Here is a 21,092-nt window from a genome sequence, read left to right as displayed (position 1 = left end):
TTGAGAGCATGACCGCACCAACCGGGCCAATGGCGAACCAGCCTGCCAGACTGCGTTGGGTCCTCGCGCTAACGCGTTTGGGCCTTGCGTCTGAACGGCTTGTGCGTGCGTTCTGGCCGCTTTGGACTTTGGGATTTGTCGTGCTCGCCAGCCTCTTGATGGGGCTTCAGGACATATTGCAACTTGAGTCGCTTTGGGCGCTGGCCGTGGGGTCGGTTCTCTTTGCGTTGTGGCTCTTGGTGCGCGGAATTTGGCGCATGCGCTGGCCGAGTCAGGCCGAAGCGCTGGCGCGATTGGATGAAACTTTGCCCGGACGCCCTGTGCAGGCGCTGATGGATGCGCCGGCGATGGGGGATCAGGATCCCGCGACGCAGGCGCTCTGGGAGGCGCATCAGGCGCGGATGGCGGAAAAAGCTGCCGAGGCGCGGCCTCCGAAGCCAGACCTGCGGGTTGCGACACTCGATCCCTATGGGTTGCGCTTTGTGGCGGCGGTCTTTCTGTCCATCGCGCTGTTGTTTGGCAGTTTCGGACGCCTCAGCAGCCTGTCTGACATGGCCCCGGGCCCTATCGCGCCCAGCATCGTGGGAGCGAGCTGGGAGGGATGGGTTGAGCCGCCAAGCTATACCGGCCTGCCAACGCTGTATCTGAACGACCAAGAGGCAGGCGCTCTGCGCGTGCCGATCAACAGCCGTGTGATCCTGCGCCTTTATGGCGAGATTGGCGCGCTGACGGTGCAGGAAACCGTTTCCGCGCGTGTCGGCGAGCTGCCAAGCACCACAGAGGCGGCGCAGGAATTTCAGTTGCGCCAAAATGGAACCCTGGAAATTGCCGGACCGAACGGACGTCTGTGGCAGGTCGATTTGATCCTAGACGCAGTGCCAGAGGTTGCAGCAACTGGTGCTGCGACAGTGTCGGGGCGTGGCGAGATGAGCCTGCCGTTTGAAGCACGAGATGACTATGACCTCTTGGGGGGCACCGCGCAGATCACATTGAACATGGATCGCCTTGATCGCCGCTATGGTCTGGCTGCCGCGCCCGAGCCGCGTGAAGCAATAGAGCTGACATTGCCTCTGCCTGTCAGCGGCCCGCGCGATGCCTTTGAGGAAACCTTGATCGAAGATTTCAGCGCAGATCTTTGGGCGCATCTTCCGGTGACGCTCACTTTGCAGGTCGAGGACGCGGCGGGACAGAAAAGCGCGCCGGTTGAGGTGACCATGGACCTGCCTGCGCGACGGTTCTTTGACCCGCTGGCACATGCCTTGGTCGAACAACGGCGCGACCTTTTGTGGACCCGCGACAATGCAAAACGCGTCGCGCAGATTTTGCGTGCGATCAGCCATCGCCCGGACGACTCTCTGTTTCGCAAAAACGCCGATTACCTGCGCCTGCGCACGATCCTGAGACGGTTGGAATTCCAGACACGCCAGGGGCTTTCGCTTGAGCAGCGCGACGAGATCGCGCAAGAGCTTTGGGAGCTAGCCCTCGCGATTGAGGATGGCGATTTGGATGACGCGCTTGCCCGCATGCAGCGCGCGCAGGAACGTCTGTCAGAGGCCATGAAGAACGGCGCAAGCGATCAGGAAATCGCCCAGCTGATGCAAGAGCTGCGTGAAGCCACACAGGATTACATGCGCCAGCTTGCTCAGCAACAGCGTCAGAATGGCGATGAAAACCAAGAGTTCTCGCGCGATCAGCAAAATACGATGGAGCTGTCTCAGAACGATCTGCAACGCATGATGGACCGCATTCAGGAACTTATGGAACAAGGCCGGATGGCCGAAGCCCAGCAGGCGTTGCAAGAGTTCCAGGAAATGATGGAAAACATGCAGGTGGCCCAAGGGGGTGAGGGCGGAGAATCCCCTGGTCAGCAAGCCATGAATGAACTTGGCGAGACCTTGCGGGAACAGCAGGGCCTCTCGGATCAAGCCTTCCGCGACTTGCAGGAACAGTTCAACCCGAATGCGCAAGCGGGTGAGTCTCAGGGCAACGAGGGCCGCTCTGGCGGCGCAGGACGTGGTCAGTCGCATGATGGCACCGGCGGCCAGGGAAACGCCGAGGGCGAGGGCGGAGGTGAGGCCGGTGAAGGGCTTGAGGGCGCATTGGCCGACCGCCAACAGGCCCTGCGCCAAGAGTTGGGCCGCCAAGCACAGAACCTGCCAGGACAGGGCACACCTGAGGGCGATGCCGCGCGCGAGGCGCTTGGGCGCGCTGGCGAGGCCATGGATCAGGCGGAAGATGCTCTGCGTCAGAACGAATTAGCCGAGGCGATCGACCGTCAGGCCGATGCGATGAACGCCTTGCGCGAGGGCATGCGCAATCTTGGCGAGGCGCTGGCGCAGAACGAACAGCAAGGCGGCGAGGGCAACCAACAGAGCGGCATTACACCAAGCCAAGACCCTCTTGGGCGCAATCCGGGTAGTACGGGGCGCGTTGGCAGCGATGAGCAACTCTTGCAAGGCGAAGACGTCTATCGTCGGGCACGAGATTTGCTGGACGAGATCCGCAAGCGTTCGGGCGAAGCGGATCGCCCGGAACAGGAACGCAACTATCTGCGCCGTTTGCTGGATCGGTTCTGATTACGTATCGGCGGTTCCGTCATCTGACGCCATGCTATCCAGCCAAAGCATCAGTTTTGTCATCTGAACATCCAGCCAGATCCGACCGTCATCCACAGAGTTAACATAGCCCGAAACCGCCGGTGCGAACTGTGGAAATTGCGCCGTGACCGCTCCGGGGCGGGCATAGACAAACATCAAACCTGCGATCAGGATCAGAGCCATGCCAAATCCAAGTCTGCTTGCGCCTCGGCGGCGTTGGGTTTGCGTCGGGCGGCCGTCGGGCAGTTCTTCGGGTGCGCGATCTTCTGTGGCACGCAGGGTGGAATTGATTTCCTCGATATCCGGCAAAAGATTACGGCGAGATCCCCCGACATCGGGGTCTGGCTCTGCAGAAACCTGAGGATCCGCAGACAGCCCCCGCATCCGCGCCATACGCGCGCGGGCCTGACCAGCGCGACGTACGGATTCGTCTTCTTCGGGGGTCTCTAAGCCAAATTCTTGCTGGGTCTCGATTGAGGTTTCTTCGGCGCGGCGGGCTTCGGCTTCGTGGTTGGCCTCTTCGCGCAGGATATCGGCAACCGCAGGGTCCACCTCGCGGCGACGCCGCGCACGACCGCGGGCCGGATCAGCGGCAGCGGGGGCAAATAGCGGATCTGACTCATCCTGGGCTGCTTCTGCTTCAAATTGTGGCTCTGGGTCCGGTTCCGGCGCATAGAAGGGTTCTGGTTCTGGTGCGGCCATGGGCTCCGGTTCGGGCGCGGATTCAGGCTCTGAAACCTCGGCTTCGGGCTCTGCGTCCCAGCTCACGTCTTCCGCAGTTGCCAATTGCGCATCAAGCTCTGCTTCAAAATCTCCGAGGGGGCTTTCGTCGAGCCGGGATTCCACCTCTTCGGCAATAACCTCTTCGACCTCTTCGGGCATCTGCGCCCGCACAGCTTCCTTCAGGGTCTCTTGCAGCGATTCCGAGGACTCAGCCGCAGCGGGCTCCGCAGTTTCGGCAGGCGCAACCCATTGGTCTTCGGCCTCTGGAATATTCAGGTCCAGATCCGGTTCCGCGTCATGATCCGGATGTGCCTGAAACCAGGTGATCCCGCAAGAGGAACACTGGACATCGCGGCCCTCGGCCGGAATCACATCGATGGGTACTTCGTATTGCGCTCCGCAATTCGGGCAGTTCAGCCTCATTCGCCCCTCAAACCTCAAGAAAGCATGCTCTGGGGCCAACATATGGTGTTTAGGGCGTTCATGAAAGGGCAAAGCTCGCGTCTGAAAGATTGCAACTAGGACGTGCCTGCGGCACAAGAGTGCAAATGACCGGATGAGGCCCAACCCGTGATCGAGCTCGACAATGTTGCCTATAGTTATGGCGGTGGCGAATTGCTGTCCGAGGTCAGCCTTGCGCTGCAACCTGGCAGCTTTCATTTCCTGACCGGGCCGTCGGGGTCGGGCAAGACGACTTTCCTTAAGCTGTGCTATGGCGCATTGACGCCGACGGCGGGTCACGCGCGTCTGTTTGGCCAAGACGTGCACGGGATGAACCGCGATGAGGCGGCTGTGATGCGCCGACGGATTGGCGTGGTGCATCAGGATTGCCAGTTTCTGGATCACCTGCCTGTTGCCGATAATGTGGCGCTGCCCCTGACGGTTTCGGGGCGGGACAGTCTGGAGCAGGTGTCTAACCTCAAAGAGCTCTTGAACTGGGTCGGCCTAAGGGATCGCGCCAAGGCTTTGCCGCCGGAATTGTCGGGCGGCGAACGTCAACGCGCAGCCGTTGCGCGCGCAGTGATCATGTCGCCTGACATCGTTTTGGCCGATGAACCAACGGGGAACGTAGACTGGGAGATGTCCCAGCGCGTTCTGCAATTGCTGATCGAGCTCAATAAAATGGGCAAGACCGTGATGATCGCGACCCATGATATGAACCTGATCCGAGCGGCGAAAACCAAAGTGCAAACGCGCGTTCTGCGGATCGCGAACCGGCGGGTTCAGGCTGCGGGGGCGGATCTATGAACCGGCTCTTTGGCAATTTCCTGTCTCTGTTTTCCCGAGACGCGCAAGCCGATCGCATGGTGCCGCCAACGGGATTCACCGCGCGGTTGACCTTGTTTTCAGCAGCAGCGATGGCCTTTCTGGTGGTGTTCGCATTGGCTTTGTCGATGGCCACGGGCCGCTTGGCGCAGCGGTGGGGCGAAGAGCTCGCGAATGGCTCGACCCTGCGGATATCGGCACCCTTGGCGCAGCTCGAGCAACAGACCGCTGCGGCCCTGAATGTGCTGGAAACCACACCGGGTATCGCTGGGGCGCGGGCTCTGACCGCGGATGAGCAACGCGCGCTCTTGTCGCCTTGGTTTGGGCCGGATCTGCCGATCGAGGATCTGCCGATCCCGCAACTGATCGAGATTTCCGAGACCGAAGAGGGCTATGACGCCGCTGGCCTGCGTCTGCGTTTGCAGGCCGAAGTGCCCGGTGCCATTCTCGACGATCACAGCCGCTGGCGCAAACCATTGCAGCAGGCGGCGATGCGGTTGCGGATGCTGGGCTGGCTCGCGATTGGCGTCATCGCGGCCGTTACCGGCACAATGATCACACTGGCTGCAAACGCAGCGCTCGCGGCCAATTCTCAGGTGATTGCGGTCATGCGCCTTGTCGGAGCGCAGGACGAATATATCGCCCGTGCTTTTGTTCGCCGTTTCACCCTACGCGCCCTGATGGGCGCGGCCGCCGGCACAGTGGCGGGTTATGGCGCAGTGTTGCTCTTGCCGTCGGCTCAGGGCGCAGGTGGCTTTTTGACCGGGTTAGGTTTTCAGGGCTATGGCGCGCTGTGGCTGGCTGTGGTGCCATTTGCAGCGGCTGCCGTTGCCTTTTTGGCGACTGGCGTCGCCGCCCGTAAATCGCTATCGGAGTTGAGCTGATGGGATATGCCCTGCAATGGATCCGCTCGCTGCTATTCAGCATCCAGATGTATGTGATGATGTTCCTCATGTCGCTCTATTTCACGCCCCTGGCGGTGTTGGATCGCAAATGGGCCTATGCGGGCGTGCGTACTTATTGCCGCTATGTGCGCTGGTCTGCGGCCTGGATGATTGGGCTGAAATCGGAGATCCGTGGCGAAGTTCCTCAGGACGAGGTACTGGTCGCAGCCAAGCACCAGAGCTTTTTTGACATCATCATGCTGGTGAGCGTGCTGCCAAAGCCCAAGTTCATCATGAAAGCGATCCTGCGCTATGCGCCTATTCTGGGCTGGTACGGCATGCGGATCGGGTGCGTGCCTGTGAACCGTGGCAAACGCTCTGAGGCGATCAAGAGCATGATGAAAGCTGTCAAGGATGGCGATGCGCCCGCGGGCCAGTTGATCATCTATCCGCAAGGCACGCGCGTCGCTTGGGATGGGTATCTGCCCTATAAAATTGGCATCAACGTGCTCTATCGCGAGACCGGCCAGGCGGTTGTGCCCGTGTCGGCCAATGTGGGCGTCTTCTGGCCACGTCGAGGGGTCTATCGCAAGCCCGGCTTGGCCGTGATGGAGTTCCTCGACCCGATTGAACCGGGCCGCTCATCGGAGGCCTTTATGCAGGACCTCGAAGCGCGCGTGGAGGCAGAGTCCATCGCCCTTATGCGTGACGCGGGCTATGATCCGGCTCCAGGCATCGAAGCGGCCAAAGCCGCCGGCAAGACACGCCGTTAACACATCATCTACACATCGCCGTGAACGCCTCTGGCAGAGCGCGAGGTGCGCACATAGGTGGAGTTTGTAAGCAAGAGACTTGCCACACTCACCCCATGTGACGTACCCAACGTCACCCCCGTGACGGCGCAGCGGCCAGTACCCCCGATCCCCCTCAAGGCCTCTGCGCTGTCACGAAAAAAGCGGCCCCGCCAAGGGCCGCTTTTAATTTTCCGTGTCGGTGAAGCCTTACGCGTGGATCGGACCGTCGCCGCAGGCCAAAGCTGCCTCGCGGACCGCTTCCGAATAGGTCGGGTGCGCGTGGCAGGTTAACGCGATGTCTTGGGCCGAGGCGCCAAATTCCATTGCCACACAGATCTCGTGGATCATGTCACCGGCGGCTGGACCAATGATCGCCGCACCAAGAACGCGGTCGGTTTCCTTGTCTGCGATCAGTTTCACAAAGCCATCCGCCTGACCTACGGCCTTCGCGCGGCCGTTGCCCATGAAAGAGAACTTGCCGACCTTGATCTTGTGACCTGCGGCTTTCAGAGCATCTTCGGTCTGGCCCACGGTCGCCACTTCCGGCGTCGTGTAAACAACACCCGGAATGACGCCATAGTTCACATGACCATGGTTGCCCGCGATCACATCGGCGACCGCCATGCCTTCGTCTTCGGCTTTATGCGCCAGCATCGGGCCTTCGATCACGTCGCCGATGGCATAGATGCCCGGCACGTTAGTGGCCCAATGGGCGTCGGTTGCGATCTGGCCGCGCTCGGTCAGTTTCACGCCTAGGGCGTCGAGGCCCAGACCTTCGGCATAGGGTTTGCGGCCTGTCGCCACGAGGACCACATCGGCGTCAATGGTTTCGGTCGCATCAGGTGCTTTCTTAAGCGCGTAGCTGACCTTGGCTTTGGTCTTGGTGGTCTCAACACCAGAGACCGCCGCGCCCATCACAAAGTTCAGACCCTGCTTTTCAAGGATCCGCTTGAAGGTACGCTGTACGTCTTTGTCCATGCCCGGGCAGACCGCGTCCATATATTCGACGACGGTAACTTCAGAGCCCAGACGCGCGTAAACAGAGCCCAGTTCCAGACCAATCACGCCCGCGCCAATCACAACCATCTTTTTCGGGATCTTGCCCAGCTCCAGCGCGCCGGTGCTGTCAACCACGAGACCTTTGTCGTTGTCGACCTCAACATCTGGCAGCGAGGACGGCACAGACCCCGACGCGATCACGATGTTCTTGGTCTCATAGGTGGTGTCGCCCACGGTCACCTTGCCCGCCGCAGGGATCGTCGCCCAACCCTTGAGCCAGTCGACCTTGTTCTTTTTCATCAGGAACTCGACGCCGCCGGTGTTCTGGCCGATGACCTCTTCCTTGTAGGTCAGCATCTGTTTCCAATCGACCGAGGGGCTTTTGCCCTTCAGGCCCATGTGGGCAAAGCTGTGCTCTGCTTCGTGCAGCATATGGGTCGCATGCAAGAGCGCCTTGGACGGGATACAGCCCACGTTGAGGCAGGTGCCCCCGAGGGTCTCGCGGCCCTCGACGATGGCGGTTTTCAGACCCAGCTGGGCGCAGCGCACTGCGCTGACATAGCCGCCGGGGCCGGCTCCGATGATGATGACGTCATATTGGGACATTGGGGTGTCTCCTGAGAATTTTTTTGGTGAGGCGGGCTGAAGCCCGCCCTACGGGGTCGTCGTAGGTCGGGCTTCAGCCCGACACCGCATTACAGATCCATCAACAGGCGACGCGGATCCTCGAGCGCTTCTTTGACTCGCACGAGGAAGGTCACCGCGCCTTTGCCGTCTACGATCCGGTGGTCATAGGACAGCGCCAGATACATCATCGGACGGATCTCGACCTTGCCGTTGATCGCCATCGGACGGTCCTGGATCTTGTGCATGCCAAGGATGCCGGACTGTGGCGGGTTCAGGATCGGCGAGGACATCAGAGAGCCATAGACACCACCATTCGAGATGGTGAAAGAGCCGCCCTGCATTTCCGCCATAGACAGTTTGCCGTCCCGCGCGCGCGCGCCTTTTTCGGCAATCGCTTTTTCGATCGCAGCAAAGCTCATCGCATCCGCGTCGCGGATCACGGGCACCACGAGACCGGTCGGCGTGCCCGCCGCAATGCCCATGTGGACGTAGTTTTTGTAAACGATGTCGGTGCCGTCGATCTCGGCGTTGACCTCGGGCACTTCTTTCAGCGCATGAACACAGGCTTTGGTGAAGAAGGACATAAAGCCCAGTTTCACGCCGTGTTTCTTGAGGAACAGATCTTTGTACTCGTTGCGCAGCGCCATCACCTCGGTCATGTCGACCTCGTTGTAGGTGGTCAGCATGGCTGCGGTGTTCTGAGAATCCTTCAGACGTTTCGCGATGGTCTGACGCAGGCGGGTCATCTTCACGCGCTCTTCGCGGGAGGCATCCTCCGCGGCCACTGGGGCGCGAGGCGCTGCGGCCGGAGCTGCAGGGGCCGCTGCCGGAGCGATAGCCGCTTTCAGCACGTCTTCCTTCATGATGCGACCGTCGCGGCCAGAGCCTGCAACATTGGCTGGATCGATACCCTTTTCGGCCATCAGTTTGTTGGCGGATGGTGCGTTCTCAACGTCTTTAGACGCCGCTGGGGCAGGGGCCGCCGCTGCTGCCGCGGGCGCAGGGGCTGCTGCGCCGCCGGATCCAGAGATCACGGCGAGCTTCGCGGTTGCGTCCACAGTTGTGCCTTCTGGCGCAACGATCTCGGCCAGAACACCTGCGGCAGGCGCAGGAACCTCGACAGACACTTTGTCCGTTTCCAGCTCACAGAGCATCTCGTCTTGCGCGACGGTATCACCAACCGCTTTGAACCATGTCGAGACAGTCGCCTCGGTCACGGATTCACCCAAAGTTGGCACCATCACATCGGTGCTACCCGCACCAGCATCCGCAGCCGCCGCAGGAGCCGCGCTTGCGGCCGGAGCAGGAGCCGGGGCGGCGCCTTCGCCCGCCACAATCGTTGCCAGCAAAGCGTCAACACCCACGGTGTCGCCTTCTGCCGCGACGATCTCGCCCATGACGCCCGCTGCGGGGGCTGGGACTTCGACCGTCACCTTATCGGTTTCCAGTTCGCAGAGCATTTCATCCACGGCGACCGCATCGCCCGGTTTTTTGAACCAGGTCGCGACGGTGGCTTCGGTCACGCTTTCACCAAGTGTAGGGACACGTACTTCGGTCGTCATTTCATTCACCCTTCAATGGTCAGCGCTGCATCCACGAGCGCCGCTTGTTGTGCTTTGTGTTGGCTTGCTAGTCCGGTCGCCGGGCTGGCAGATGCCGCGCGGCCCGCATAGATCGGACGAGTGTGTTTTGCTTTGATGCGGCTGAGGCACCATTCGATGTTTGGCTCAATAAAGGACCAAGCACCCTGGTTCTTGGGCTCTTCCTGACACCAGACCATCTCGGCGCCTTTGAAACGCTCCAGTTCCTTGACCAGAGAGATCGCCGGGAACGGATAGAATTGTTCGATCCGCATCAGGTAGACATCATCGATGCCGCGCGCGTCGCGTTCTTCCAGCAGGTCGTAGTAGACCTTGCCAGAACACATCACGACCCGTTTGATCTTGTCATCCGCCACCAGTTGCGTGTCGGAATTGCCGTGCTGGGCGTCATCCCACAGAACGCGGTGGAAGCTGGAGCCAGTCGTGAACTCTTCGGTCTTGCTGATCGCCAGCTTGTGGCGCAGCAGGGACTTTGGCGTCATCAGAATAAGCGGCTTACGGAAGGTCCGGTGCAGCTGACGGCGCAGGATGTGGAAGTAGTTCGCAGGCGTTGTACAATTCGCCACGATCCAGTTGTCACCGCCACACATCTGCAAAAAGCGTTCCAGTCGCGCGGAAGAGTGCTCTGGACCCTGACCTTCAAAGCCATGCGGCAGCAGAACGGTCAGACCTGACATCCGCAGCCATTTGCTTTCGCCAGAGCTGATGAACTGGTCAAACATGATCTGCGCACCGTTGGCAAAGTCGCCAAACTGAGCTTCCCAAAGGGTCAGCGCGTTCGGTTCCGCCAGCGAGTAGCCATATTCAAAGCCCAGTACCGCATATTCAGACAGAGCCGAGTCGATGACTTCGTATTGTGCCTGACCCGCGCGGATGTTGTTCAGCGGGTAATAGCGGCCCTCAGAGTGCTGATTGACGATACCCGAATGACGCTGAGAGAAGGTCCCACGTGTGGAGTCCTGACCCGCCAGACGCACCGGATAACCTTCGGTCAAAAGCGAGCCAAAGGCCAGCGCTTCGCCGGTGGCCCAGTCGATGCCTTCGCCGGTTTCAAACATCTTCTTACGGGTCTCAAGGAAGCGACCGATGGTTTTATGCACCGGATAGCCTTCGGGCAAGGTGGTCAAACCACGACCGACCTCGTCGAAGGTCTCAGGCTTAATCGCCGTCGCGCCGCGCTGATAGTCTTCGTCCTGTTTGTCCAGATGAGACCACTTGCCATCCAGCCAGTCCGCCTTGTTCGGCTTGAACTCTTTCCCAGCCTCGAACTCTTCATTCATCTTGGCCTGGAAGGCAGCTTTCATGTCCTCGATCTCGCCCTCTGGGATCAAACCGTCTTTGACGAGGCGATCTGTGTAGAGGGTCAGAGTCGTTTTGTGGCCCTTGATCTTTTTGTACATCATCGGGTTGGTGAACATGGGCTCGTCGCCCTCGTTGTGACCAAAACGGCGATAGCAGAAGATGTCGATGACCACGTCTTTGTGGAACTTCTGGCGGAACTCGGTCGCAACTTTCGCTGCGTGCACCACAGCCTCGGGATCGTCACCATTCACGTGGAAGATCGGCGCTTCAACCACCAGAGCGTTGTCTGTCGGATAGGGGCTTGAGCGGCTGAAGTGTGGCGCAGTTGTGAAGCCGATCTGGTTATTCACAACGATATGCACCGTGCCGCCCGCTTTATGGCCGCGCAGACCGGACAGGGCGAAACATTCCGCAACCACGCCTTGGCCCGCAAAGGCTGCATCGCCGTGCAAGAGGATTGGCATGACCTTGGAGCGGTCTTCGTCCTTGATTTGGTCCTGCTTGGCGCGGACCTTGCCTAGAACGACCGGGTTGACGGCCTCAAGGTGGGACGGGTTAGCTGTCAGCGACAGGTGCACGTTGTTGCCGTCAAACTCACGGTCGCTGGACGCGCCGAGGTGATATTTCACGTCGCCCGAGCCATCCACATCTTCTGGTTTGAACGAACCACCCTGGAATTCATTGAAGATCGCGCGATACGGTTTTTGCATCACATTGGCGAGGATGTTCAGTCGCCCACGGTGCGGCATGCCGATCACGATGTCCTGCACACCCAACGCGCCGCCGCGTTTGATGATTTGTTCCATCGCAGGGATCAAGGCTTCGCCGCCATCAAGGCCGAAGCGCTTTGTTCCCATGTATTTTACATGCAGGAATTTCTCAAAGCCCTCGGCCTCGACCATCTTATTGAGGATCGCCTTACGGCCTTCGCGAGTGAATTGAATTTCCTTGCCGAAGCCCTCGATGCGCTCTTTCAGCCAGCTCGCTTCTTCGGGGTTGGAAATGTGCATGTATTGCAGCGCGAAGGTGCCGCAATAGGTGCGCTTCACGATGTCCACGATCTGGCGCATGGTTGCGATCTGCAAGCCCAGAACGTTGTCGATAAAGATCGGGCGATCCATGTCGGCTGAGGTGAAGCCATAAGAGGCCGGATCCAGTTCCGGATGCGCCTCTTGGCTGCGCATACCAAGCGGATCTAGGTCCGCTGCAAGGTGGCCGCGGATACGATAGGCGCGGATCAGCATCAGCGCACGGATCGAGTCCAGCACCGCCTGTTTGACCGCCTCATCCGAGACCTCAACACCTTTTTCCGCCGCTTTCGCTTTGATCTTGTCACCAGCACCCTTGGCTTCTGCAGGCGCAGGCCATTCTCCTGTCAGCGCCGCCGTCAGATCTCCGCCCGGCACGGGAGGCCAGTCATTGCGCGCCCAGCTTGGGCCTGCGGCCTCGGCTTTGACGTCCAGCTCCGCATCGCCCAACTGGCGGAAGAAGTCCTGCCAGACCTCATCGACCGCGTTGGGGTCATTGGCATAACGCGCGTAGAGCTGTTCCAGATACTCTGCGTTATGTCCCTGCATAAAGCTGGATGCATGGAAGATGTCGTTAGGGGACTGATCGGTCATTGGTGCACCTCATTTGGGTTGGGACCGGATGAATTGAGACCTGTGTGATAAGTAAACAAAGCCGCTCCATCGTCGCAGAGATTGACCCTGCGGCACTTGAAAGCGGCGGGACATTTCATCCCGAGTTTTTTCTCGCTCACGATCACTTTGGTCTTCTTGTTGTTAAAGCGTCGGGAAAAACTGCACGCATGCAGCTTGTCGCGAGGCTTTAAGGCGGGCCGTGTCCAGCCCGCCTCAAATTCGTTTAGCCGATCTCGATCGCTTTCAGCACGGCTTCACCCAGACCTGCTGGGCTGTCCGCCACGATGATGCCCGCAGACTTCATCGCTTCGATCTTGTCGTCCGCACCGCCTTTGCCGCCGGCAACGATCGCGCCAGCGTGGCCCATGCGGCGGCCTGGAGGGGCTGTACGGCCCGCGATGAAACCAGCGGTTGGCTTCCAGCGGCCTTTTTTCTTTTGCTCCGCAAGGAACTCGGCTGCCTCTTCTTCTGCGGAACCACCGATTTCGCCGATCATGATGATGGACTGGGTTTCGTCGTCATCCAGGAACATGTCCAAGACGTCGATGTGCTCGGTGCCTTTGATCGGGTCGCCGCCGATGCCCACGGCTGTGGACTGGCCCAGACCTGCGTCCGCCGTCTGTTTCACCGCTTCATAGGTCAGCGTGCCGGAACGGGACACAACGCCTACAGAGCCACGCTTGTGAATGTGACCTGGCATAATGCCGATCTTACACGCGTCAGGCGTGATAATACCCGGGCAGTTTGGACCGATCAGACGGGAGGAAGAATTCTCCAGCGCGCGCTTCACAGCCATCATGTCCAGCACAGGGATGCCTTCAGTGATACAGACGATCAGTTCCATCTCGGCGTCGATGGCTTCCAGAATGGAATCCGCCGCGAAGGGAGGAGGCACATAGATCACGGAAGCATTGGCTTCGGTCTTGGCTTTCGCTTCGTGCACAGAGTTGAAGACCGGCAAGCCGAGGTGCTCGGAACCGCCTTTGCCGGGGGTCACGCCGCCAACCATTTTGGTTCCGTATGCAATCGCTTGCTCGGAGTGGAAGGTGCCCTGAGAGCCGGTCAGACCCTGACAGATGACCTTGGTGTTTTCGTCTACGAGGATGGCCATTGTCTTATCCTTTAACCGCTTTAACGATTTTCTCGGCGCCGTCAGACAGGTTGTCCGCAGCGATCACGTTCAGGCCAGAGGTGTTGATGATCTCTTTGCCTTTTTCGACGTTGGTGCCTTCCAGACGCACGACCAGAGGAACCTCGAGGCCGACTTCTTTGACAGCCGCCACAACGCCCTCTGCGATCACGTCACAGCGCATGATGCCGCCGAAGATGTTCACGAGGATGCCTTTGACGTTTGGATCGGAGGTGATGATCTTGAACGCCTCGGTCACTTTCTCTTTGGTCGCGCCGCCGCCCACGTCGAGGAAGTTGGCTGGCTCTGCGCCGTAGAGTTTGATGATGTCCATGGTGGCCATCGCCAGACCCGCGCCGTTCACCATACAGCCGATTTCGCCGTCCAGAGCGATGTAGTTGAGGTCGTATTTGGAGGCCTCAAGCTCTTTGGGGTCTTCTTCGGTGGTGTCGCGCAGTTCTGCGACATCCGCGTGGCGGTAAACCGCGTTGCCGTCAAAGCCGACTTTCGCGTCCAGAACTTTGAGGTTGCCGTCGTCTGCTACGATCAGCGGGTTGATTTCCAGCATCTCCATATCCTTCTCGATGAAGGCTTTATAGAGCTGACCCATCAGCTTGACGCATTGCTTCACCTGCGCGCCGGTCAGGCCAAGGGAGAATGCGATGCGGCGGCCGTGGTAGGCTTGGTAGCCGGTCGCTGGATCGACAGAGAAAGACAGGATCTTTTCAGGGGTCGCAGCTGCAACCTCTTCGATGTCCATGCCGCCCTCGGTGGAGCAGACGAAAGACACGCGGGATGTTTGACGATCCACGAGCAGCGCGAGGTAAAGTTCACGCTCGATGCCGGAGCCCGCTTCGATATAGATGCGGTTCACTTGCTTGCCCGCTGGGCCGGTCTGGTGCGTGACCAGCGTGCGGCCGAGCATCTTCTTGGCTTCTTCTGCGGCTTCTTCCACAGATTTGGTCAGACGAACGCCGCCTTTCTCGCCAGCATCGGCTTCTTTGAAAGAGCCTTTGCCGCGTCCACCTGCGTGGATCTGAGCCTTAACGACCCAAAGAGGCCCGTCCAGTTCACCGGCTGCAGTCTTGGCATCTTCTGCCTTCAGAACTGCACGACCTTCGGAAACTGGGGCGCCGTAAGAGCGAAGCAAAGCCTTCGCCTGATACTCATGGATGTTCATGAAGCTGTCCCGTGTTAGATACGATTGCGAATGTTATAGACGCACAGATTCCATAAAACTAAGCGCTTTTTGTCCGTTTGCCGTATTTCTACGGAAAATTCCGACATTTGTGATCACACGAAAAAATACTGTGATCACAAATTAAAGAAATGTTCTTTTCTGAAATCGAGTCGCATGTGAAATCCGACTCGTCGCGCCTGAAAGAAGTTTGCGCAAACATTCATGAAGCAATAAAAAAGGCCCGCCAAAAGCGGGCCCTTCTGAAACTCTTGAGGTGGCTTATGCCAGCGAGCTGTCGATGCCTTTGCAAGCCTCAACCAGGCCCTTCACCGCGTTCACAGAGGTGTCGAACATCTCTTGTTCTTCGGCGTTCAGCTTGATGTTGACGATTCGCTCGATGCCGCCGGCACCGATTACGGTTGGAACGCCCACATACATACCGTCCAGACCCAGAGCACCGTCAACGTAAGCTGCACAAGGCAGAACGCGCTTTTGGTCTTTGAGGTAGGCTTCAGCCATTTCGATCGCAGAGGTCGCTGGTGCGTAGAACGCTGAGCCGGTTTTCAGCAGGCCAACGATTTCCGCGCCGCCGTCACGGGTACGCTGAATGATCGCGTCCAGTTTTTCCTGAGTGGTCCAGCCCATTTCCACCAGATCCGGCAGAGGGATGCCTGCAACGGTGGAGTAACGGGAAGATGGCACCATGGTGTCGCCGTGGCCGCCAAGAACGAAGGCGGTGACGTCTTTCATGGATACGTCGAACTCTTCGGCCAGGAAGTGGCGGAAGCGTGCGGAGTCCAGAACGCCTGCCATGCCGCAGACTTTCTCGTGTGGCAAGCCAGAGAACTCACGCAGTGCCCAAACCATCGCGTCCAGCGGGTTGGTGATGCAGATCACGAACGCCTCAGGTGCGTTGTCGCGGATGCCTTCGCCCACGGACTTCATGACTTTCAGGTTGATGCCCAGAAGGTCGTCACGGGACATGCCTGGCTTACGTGGTACACCCGCGGTCACGATGCAGACATCTGCGCCAGCGATGTCCGCGTAGTCTTGGGTGCCTTTCAGCTTCGCGTCAAACCCCTCAGATGGGCCAGATTCCGCGATGTCGAGAGCTTTGCCCTCTGGGGTGCCTTCAGCGATGTCGAACAGAACAACGTCGCCAAGTTCTTTGAGTGCTGCGAGGTGGGCAAGTGTGCCGCCGATCTGACCTGCGCCGATGAGGGCAATCTTGGGTCGAGCCATTGGAAATTCTCCAGTGCGGTTGAAATTGGGGGTGTGCCTACGGCGAAAGCGGCCTCTGTGCAAGGGTTTTGCGCTGCAGCGCGGCAGTGCTATAGATGTCGGGCGGGGGTTGAATGGGGTGTATACCTTGGTATGCAAGGGATTTTGCCGCCCTTTTGAGGTGTGAGTTGGACATTCAGTTTTTTGTGACTTTGAGCCTCGCGGTGCTCTTTGCGGGGATCTCCAAAGGCGGCTTTGGCGGGGGCGTAGCTTTTGTCAGCTCTGCGATTCTTGCGATCATATTGCCGCCCACGATGGCCATCGGGATCATGTTGCCGCTGTTGATGGTGATGGATGTGGCCAGCGTTGGCCCTTTTTGGAAACGCTGGGATCCCGAGGCCGCGAGGGTGTTGATCTTGGGTGGCATTCCGGGCGTCTTTGCCGGGGCCGCCTTTATCACCTACACGAATGACGACGTTCTTAGATTTCTGATCGGTGCAATTTCATTGGGGTTTGTCCTCTGGAGCATGTTGCCTAAAGCCGCCGTCGCGACGCGGCGATTTTCGGCCAAAGTCGGCTATGGCGCTGGCTTCGCCTCTGGGTTCACAAGTTTTGTCTCTCATGCTGGGGGGCCACCAGCGGCGATGTATCTCTTGGGGCAACGGTTTGACAAAACAACGTACCATGCCACAGCGATCGTGGTTTTCTGGGCCATCAATGCGCTCAAGGCCATTCCCTATGGGTTCTTGGGCTTCTTTACCTTGGAAACCCTGACGCTCGACCTCTACATGATCCCCTTTGCTTTGATCGGCGTTTATCTCGGCGTCAAGGCGCACCACATGGTGTCAGATCGCGTCTTCTTTGGATTGACTTATCTTTTGCTTGCTGGGGCGGGGTGCAAATTGATTTGGGACGCGTTGACATGACCGTGCGGGTTTTGACGGAACAGGACTGGCCTGCAGCGGCGCGGCTTTATGCGCAGCTGAATACGAAGGCTTCATTTGTCGCGGATGCCGAGGCGCAGGCTAATTTCGCAAAAGTCTTGAGGCATGATGGGACTTTTGTCTACGGCGCGCTTCTAAACGGAGAGGTGCAGGCAATGGCCACGCTGCATCTGATGCCGAATGTCACCTATGGGGGTCGTCCCTATGGCCTGATCGAAAACGTGGTGTCTGACAAAGCCGCAAGAGGACTGGGACTCGCCCGAGCCGTAATGAAGGCCGCGATTGAGGAGGCGTGGCTGGCAAACGCCTATAAAGTCATGTTGCTGACGGGGCAGCAAAACGAAGCCGTTGGGTTCTACGAAAAGATGGGGTTCTCGAGTGACGAGAAAATCGGGATGATCCTGCGACGTCCCTAGCGTCATTTTCTGCGATGCAGAAAAACCGCTTGCGTTCTTTCCTTAAAAATAGTCAAAGCTATGCGCAACATTATTGCGAGAGGAAATCATGACCCAGCGCGCGCACCCATATCGCTCTGTTCTTTACGTTCCAGCGTCCAATGCCCGGGCCATGGAGAAGGTAAAGAGTTTGGCCATCGACGCCATCATATTTGACCTCGAAGACGCCGTCGCACCGGATCAAAAGGTTCCTGCGCGTGACACGCTGGCCGCGGCATTGGCTGAGGGTGGCTATGGCAACCGTCAACGCATTGTGCGGATCAATGATCTCTCGACCGAATGGGGTAATGCAGATGCCGAAGCGGTCGCGAAGCTGGACTGCGATGCGGTGCTCTTGCCCAAAGTTGAAAGCGCGGCCCAAGTCCAAGCGCTGGCCGACATCACCGGAGATCTGCCGATCTGGGCCATGATGGAAACGCCTCTGGGAATGCTCAATGCCGCAGAAATCGGAGCGCATCCGAAACTTGAGGGCATGGTGATGGGCACCAACGACCTCGCCAAGGAATTGCAAAGCCGGTTCCGTCCGGATCGTCTGCCGATGCAGGCGGGTCTGGGTCTTTGCCTGCTCGCGGCCAAAGCGCATGGCGTCACGATTGTCGATGGCGTCTATAATGCGTTCAAAGACACAGAGGGCCTCGCAGCAGAATGCGAACAGGGCCGTGATATGGGCTTTGACGGCAAAACCCTGATCCACCCTGCACAGGTCGAGGTCGCCAATACAGCTTTCGCCCCGACCGACGCCGAGATCGATCTCGCCACCCGCCAGATCGCCGCCTTTGAGGAAGCCGAAGCCGCTGGAACTGGCGTCGCGGTCGTCGATGGCAAGATCGTCGAGAACCTCCACGTCGTCACCGCGCGTGAGATTTTGTCGAAAGCGGATGCAATCGCGGCTCTAAGCGCCTAACTCTTAACCCGTACCAAAAGGGGAGGGTTAACGATGACATTGCTGATACTTGGCGTTCTGCTCTGGAGCTTTGCGCATTTCTTCAAACGGATCGCGCCTGACGCGCGCGCGTCTATGGGCAATCGAGGTGCGGGGTTGGTTGCGCTGACCTTGCTTTTGTCGATCGTTCTGATGGTCGTCGGCTATCGCGGCGCAGACACAACGTTCCTTTGGGATCGCCCAAGCTGGGGCGGGCCGGTCAATAACCTGCTGATGGTCATCGCGATCTACTTCGTCACGCCCGGCCCAAAACGCGGCGCTCTGTTTTATCGCATGCGTCACCCGATGCTGACCGGCTTCCTGATCTGGACCGTCGCGCATCTCTTGGTGAACGGCGACAGCGCGTCGCTCATTCTCTTCGGAGGCCTCGGTCTTTGGGCCTTGGCAACCATGCGTATCATCAACCGGTCTGAACCGGACTGGACACCAAACGAAAAAGGCGCGCTGTCCAAAGATGTCATGTTCTTTGCCATCGCAATCGTCCTGACCGGCGCGATTGGAGCGGTGCATTCCCTCTTTGGCCTGACCCCATTCGGAGCATAACCCCATGAAACTCTATCGCTTCCTGTCTGAAGACGACACATCCGCCTTTTGCCACAAAGTGACCGCGGCCCTGAACAAGGGCTGGGAGCTGCAGGGCGAGCCCACCTACGCCTTTGACGCCGCGCGCGGTGTCATGCGCTGCGGGCAGGCAGTCGTCAAAGAGGTAGAGGGCACCTACACGCCAGAGACCAAACTCGGAGACCACTAATGGCCAAGACCAACGCCGGACGCTTTTTCGAAGACTACAAAGTCGGGGATGTCATCCATCACGCCGTGCCGCGCACTGTGTCTGGAGGCGAGCGTGCCATGTATCACGCCTTGTATCCTGCGCGGCATGCGCTTTATTCTTCGGACGAATTTGCGCGGGCGTCTGGTCTTCCGGCGTCACCGATTGATGATCTGGCTGCGTTCCATGTGGTTTTTGGCAAGACTGTGCCGGATGTGTCGCTGAACGCGGTCGCAAACCTTGGTTACGCCGAGGGCCGCTGGTTGAAACCGGTCTATGAAGGCGACACCCTGCGGTCGACCTCTGAGGTGATCGGGGTCAAACAGAACTCCAATGGCAAGTCCGGTGTGGTCTATGTCCGCACGCGCGGTCTCAATCAGCGCGACGAAGTGGTCATGGAATACGTCCGCTGGGTCATGGTGCGCAAAAAGGATCTGGATGCGCCTGCGCCTGAAACCGTAATCCCCGAGCTGTCCAAAGTCATCGACCCCAAGGATTTGGTCATACCAGAAGGGCTTGATTTCACAGGCTACGATTTCACGCTGGCGGGCGAGGCGCATCGCTGGGGCGATTATGAGGTCGGCGAGACCATCGACCACGTGGACGGCGTCACCATTGAAGAAGCCGAACACATGATGGCCACGCGCCTGTGGCAGAACACCGCCAAAGTGCATTTTGACAGCACTGCACGGCCTGATGGCACGCGTCTGATCTATGGCGGTCACGTGATTTCCATGGCGCGGGCGCTGTCCTTCAACGGTCTGGCCAACGCGCAGATGATCGTGGGTCTTAACGGCGGGGTACACGCGAACCCTTGCCTGTCTGGCATGACTGTCCGCGCTTGGTCTGAAGTTCTGGATAAGGCCGAAACCTCGGCCCCTGGCGTTGGGGCGATCCGTCTGCGTCTTGTGGCGACCAAAGGCGGTGCACCGTTTGAGTTGAAGGGCGAAGACGGCAAGTATCTTCCCGACGTGCTTCTAGATCTCGACTATTGGGCCTTGATGCCGATCTAATGGATCACGAAAAGTTTTCGCCGCAAAGTTCGGATGCCCGCTAGGCTCTGATTATGCGGCGAGCTTTGGCGACTTTCATCACCTGCCTTATTGGTTTCACGTCTCAGGCGAAGGCCTGTGATGTGGCGTTGCTTTTGGCGGTGGACGTTTCAGGCAGCGTCGACCCAAGTGAATACCGGATACAGATGGGCGGCCTCAGTGCGGCCTTGCGCGATGGTTTGGTGTCCGAGGCTCTTGTGGTCGGGCAGGCCAACGTTGCCCTCATGCAATGGAGCGGCAGCTCACGGCAGGAAATCTCTCTGCCATGGTTCGCGATCCGTGATTTTGAGGATGTCGAGAGTTTTGCACGCATGGTCGACGAGACCCCACGCCTTTGGCGGAACTACTCCACGGCCATTGGCGAAGCGCTTTTGCTTGGTTTGGAGACGATGCAAACCGCGCCTGACTGCGAGCGGCTGGTCATCGATGTGTCCGGCGATGGAGAGTCAAACGAGGGCGTGGTGCCGCAGGACGTGAAACCTTTGATGGCGCGTGCAGGGATCACGGTGAATGGCTTGGTGATCGACACGCGCAACGAAGGTATCCTTGAGTACTATAGGTCCAATGTCATCACGGGACAGGAGTCTTTCGTTGTGTCCGCCAATAGTTTTGACGAATACCCCGACCGAATCCGCGAGAAACTGATCCGCGAGCTTACAAAACAATTCGCCGCACGGTAGCTCCTTGTTTTGTGATCACATAATTCGCTAAATTGGATGCGTATAAATACTGTTTAAAATATATGAGTTGGCGTTGGTCTCCTGTAGTATTTGTGTCGGGAATTGAGAGCGCGGGCGATTTGTGATCGCATTTAAAATATGCGTGATCACAAAATGACGGATTTCGCGCCTAATTTTGATTTTTTAACCAAACTCTAGCGCTAACCGTTAAAAAACGACGCCTCGAAACGTGACTCCGGCGCAAATTTCGCTAGAACAGTCCCAAAGGACCTGAAAGGAGTCA

General features: G+C 58.7%; 18 protein-coding genes. 11 read left to right on the top strand and 7 right to left on the bottom strand.

What is annotated here, in order from left to right; all coding sequences use genetic code 11:
- Nucleotides 1-8 precede the first annotated feature (8 nt).
- Nucleotides 9-2,576 (top strand): TIGR02302 family protein, encoded by a 2,568-nt coding sequence (locus HZ995_RS03725; protein WP_245168741.1) that lies wholly within the window; start codon nt 9-11, stop codon nt 2,574-2,576.
- Here the strand turns inward: HZ995_RS03725 and HZ995_RS03720 are convergent, their stop codons facing one another.
- Nucleotides 2,577-3,743 (bottom strand): zinc-ribbon domain-containing protein, encoded by a 1,167-nt coding sequence (locus HZ995_RS03720; RefSeq protein ID WP_209357341.1) that lies wholly within the window; start codon nt 3,741-3,743, stop codon nt 2,577-2,579.
- Nucleotides 3,744-3,890: 147 nt separating this feature from the next.
- Between HZ995_RS03720 and HZ995_RS03715 the strand changes: the two genes are divergently transcribed.
- Genes HZ995_RS03715 through HZ995_RS03705 form a run of 3 tightly spaced genes read left to right on the top strand, consistent with a single transcriptional unit; the run spans nt 3,891 to nt 6,243 of the window.
- On the top strand, nt 3,891-4,568 hold the full coding sequence (locus HZ995_RS03715) for a cell division ATP-binding protein FtsE (RefSeq protein WP_209357340.1): 678 nt from the start codon (nt 3,891-3,893) through the stop codon (nt 4,566-4,568).
- A complete protein-coding gene (locus HZ995_RS03710; RefSeq protein ID WP_209357339.1) occupies nt 4,565-5,470 on the top strand; it encodes a cell division protein FtsX in 906 nt (301 codons plus the stop codon). Before HZ995_RS03715 ends, HZ995_RS03710 begins: the two co-directional genes overlap by 4 nt.
- Nucleotides 5,470-6,243: a lysophospholipid acyltransferase family protein gene (locus HZ995_RS03705; protein ID WP_209357338.1), complete on the top strand. Its 774-nt coding sequence runs from the start codon at nt 5,470-5,472 to the stop codon at nt 6,241-6,243. The genes HZ995_RS03710 and HZ995_RS03705 overlap by 1 nt, the downstream gene beginning before the upstream one ends.
- Nucleotides 6,244-6,471: 228 nt before the next feature.
- Here the strand turns inward: HZ995_RS03705 and lpdA are convergent, their stop codons facing one another.
- The 6 genes from lpdA to mdh form a co-directional block, all read right to left on the bottom strand.
- Nucleotides 6,472-7,869, bottom strand: coding sequence for a dihydrolipoyl dehydrogenase (gene lpdA, locus HZ995_RS03700; RefSeq protein WP_209357337.1), 1,398 nt, complete (start codon nt 7,867-7,869; stop codon nt 6,472-6,474).
- Between the two features lie 89 nt (nt 7,870-7,958).
- Nucleotides 7,959-9,452: a 2-oxoglutarate dehydrogenase complex dihydrolipoyllysine-residue succinyltransferase gene (odhB, locus tag HZ995_RS03695; protein WP_209357336.1), complete on the bottom strand. Its 1,494-nt coding sequence runs from the start codon at nt 9,450-9,452 to the stop codon at nt 7,959-7,961.
- A gap of 5 nt (nt 9,453-9,457) precedes the next feature.
- The gene (locus HZ995_RS03690) at nt 9,458-12,415 is read right to left on the bottom strand and encodes a 2-oxoglutarate dehydrogenase E1 component (RefSeq protein WP_209357335.1); all 2,958 of its coding nucleotides are present in this window, start codon (nt 12,413-12,415) and stop codon (nt 9,458-9,460) included.
- A 244-nt stretch (nt 12,416-12,659) separates the two neighbouring features.
- Entirely contained in the window at nt 12,660-13,547 is an 888-nt protein-coding gene (sucD, locus tag HZ995_RS03685; RefSeq protein WP_209357334.1) for a succinate--CoA ligase subunit alpha, read from the bottom strand.
- Nucleotides 13,548-13,551: 4 nt separating this feature from the next.
- Complete coding sequence (sucC, locus tag HZ995_RS03680) at nt 13,552-14,745, bottom strand: ADP-forming succinate--CoA ligase subunit beta (RefSeq protein WP_209357333.1); 1,194 nt, start codon at nt 14,743-14,745, stop codon at nt 13,552-13,554.
- A 279-nt stretch (nt 14,746-15,024) separates the two neighbouring features.
- A complete protein-coding gene (mdh, locus tag HZ995_RS03675; protein WP_209357332.1) occupies nt 15,025-15,987 on the bottom strand; it encodes a malate dehydrogenase in 963 nt (320 codons plus the stop codon).
- A 167-nt stretch (nt 15,988-16,154) separates the two neighbouring features.
- On the opposite strand from mdh, the gene HZ995_RS03670 reads away from it, so the two are divergent.
- The 7 genes from HZ995_RS03670 to HZ995_RS03640 all read left to right on the top strand — a co-directional run bounded on the left by HZ995_RS03670 (nt 16,155) and on the right by HZ995_RS03640 (nt 20,809).
- Nucleotides 16,155-16,892, top strand: a complete 738-nt coding sequence (locus HZ995_RS03670; protein WP_245168740.1) for a sulfite exporter TauE/SafE family protein — start codon at nt 16,155-16,157, stop codon at nt 16,890-16,892.
- On the top strand, nt 16,889-17,326 hold the full coding sequence (locus HZ995_RS03665) for a GNAT family N-acetyltransferase (RefSeq protein WP_209357330.1): 438 nt from the start codon (nt 16,889-16,891) through the stop codon (nt 17,324-17,326). The genes HZ995_RS03670 and HZ995_RS03665 overlap by 4 nt, the downstream gene beginning before the upstream one ends.
- Before the next feature lie 88 nt (nt 17,327-17,414).
- The gene (locus tag HZ995_RS03660; protein WP_209357329.1) at nt 17,415-18,269 is read left to right on the top strand and encodes an HpcH/HpaI aldolase/citrate lyase family protein; all 855 of its coding nucleotides are present in this window, start codon (nt 17,415-17,417) and stop codon (nt 18,267-18,269) included.
- 33 nt (nt 18,270-18,302) lie between these two features.
- Nucleotides 18,303-18,851 (top strand): NnrU family protein, encoded by a 549-nt coding sequence (locus HZ995_RS03655; RefSeq protein ID WP_209357328.1) that lies wholly within the window; start codon nt 18,303-18,305, stop codon nt 18,849-18,851.
- Nucleotides 18,852-18,855: 4 nt separating this feature from the next.
- Nucleotides 18,856-19,059, top strand: a complete 204-nt coding sequence (locus HZ995_RS03650; RefSeq protein WP_209357327.1) for a DUF1737 domain-containing protein — start codon at nt 18,856-18,858, stop codon at nt 19,057-19,059.
- On the top strand, nt 19,059-20,090 hold the full coding sequence (locus HZ995_RS03645) for a MaoC family dehydratase (protein WP_209357326.1): 1,032 nt from the start codon (nt 19,059-19,061) through the stop codon (nt 20,088-20,090). Before HZ995_RS03650 ends, HZ995_RS03645 begins: the two co-directional genes overlap by 1 nt.
- 53 nt (nt 20,091-20,143) lie before the next feature.
- Nucleotides 20,144-20,809 (top strand): DUF1194 domain-containing protein, encoded by a 666-nt coding sequence (locus HZ995_RS03640; protein ID WP_209357325.1) that lies wholly within the window; start codon nt 20,144-20,146, stop codon nt 20,807-20,809.
- The last annotated feature ends 283 nt before the right edge of the window (nt 20,810-21,092 follow it).

This window comes from Cognatishimia activa (genome assembly GCF_017798205.1).
GTDB classification, from domain to species: Bacteria; Pseudomonadota; Alphaproteobacteria; order Rhodobacterales; family Rhodobacteraceae; genus Cognatishimia; species Cognatishimia activa_A.
This window is presented reverse-complemented; position numbering and strand designations above follow the sequence as displayed.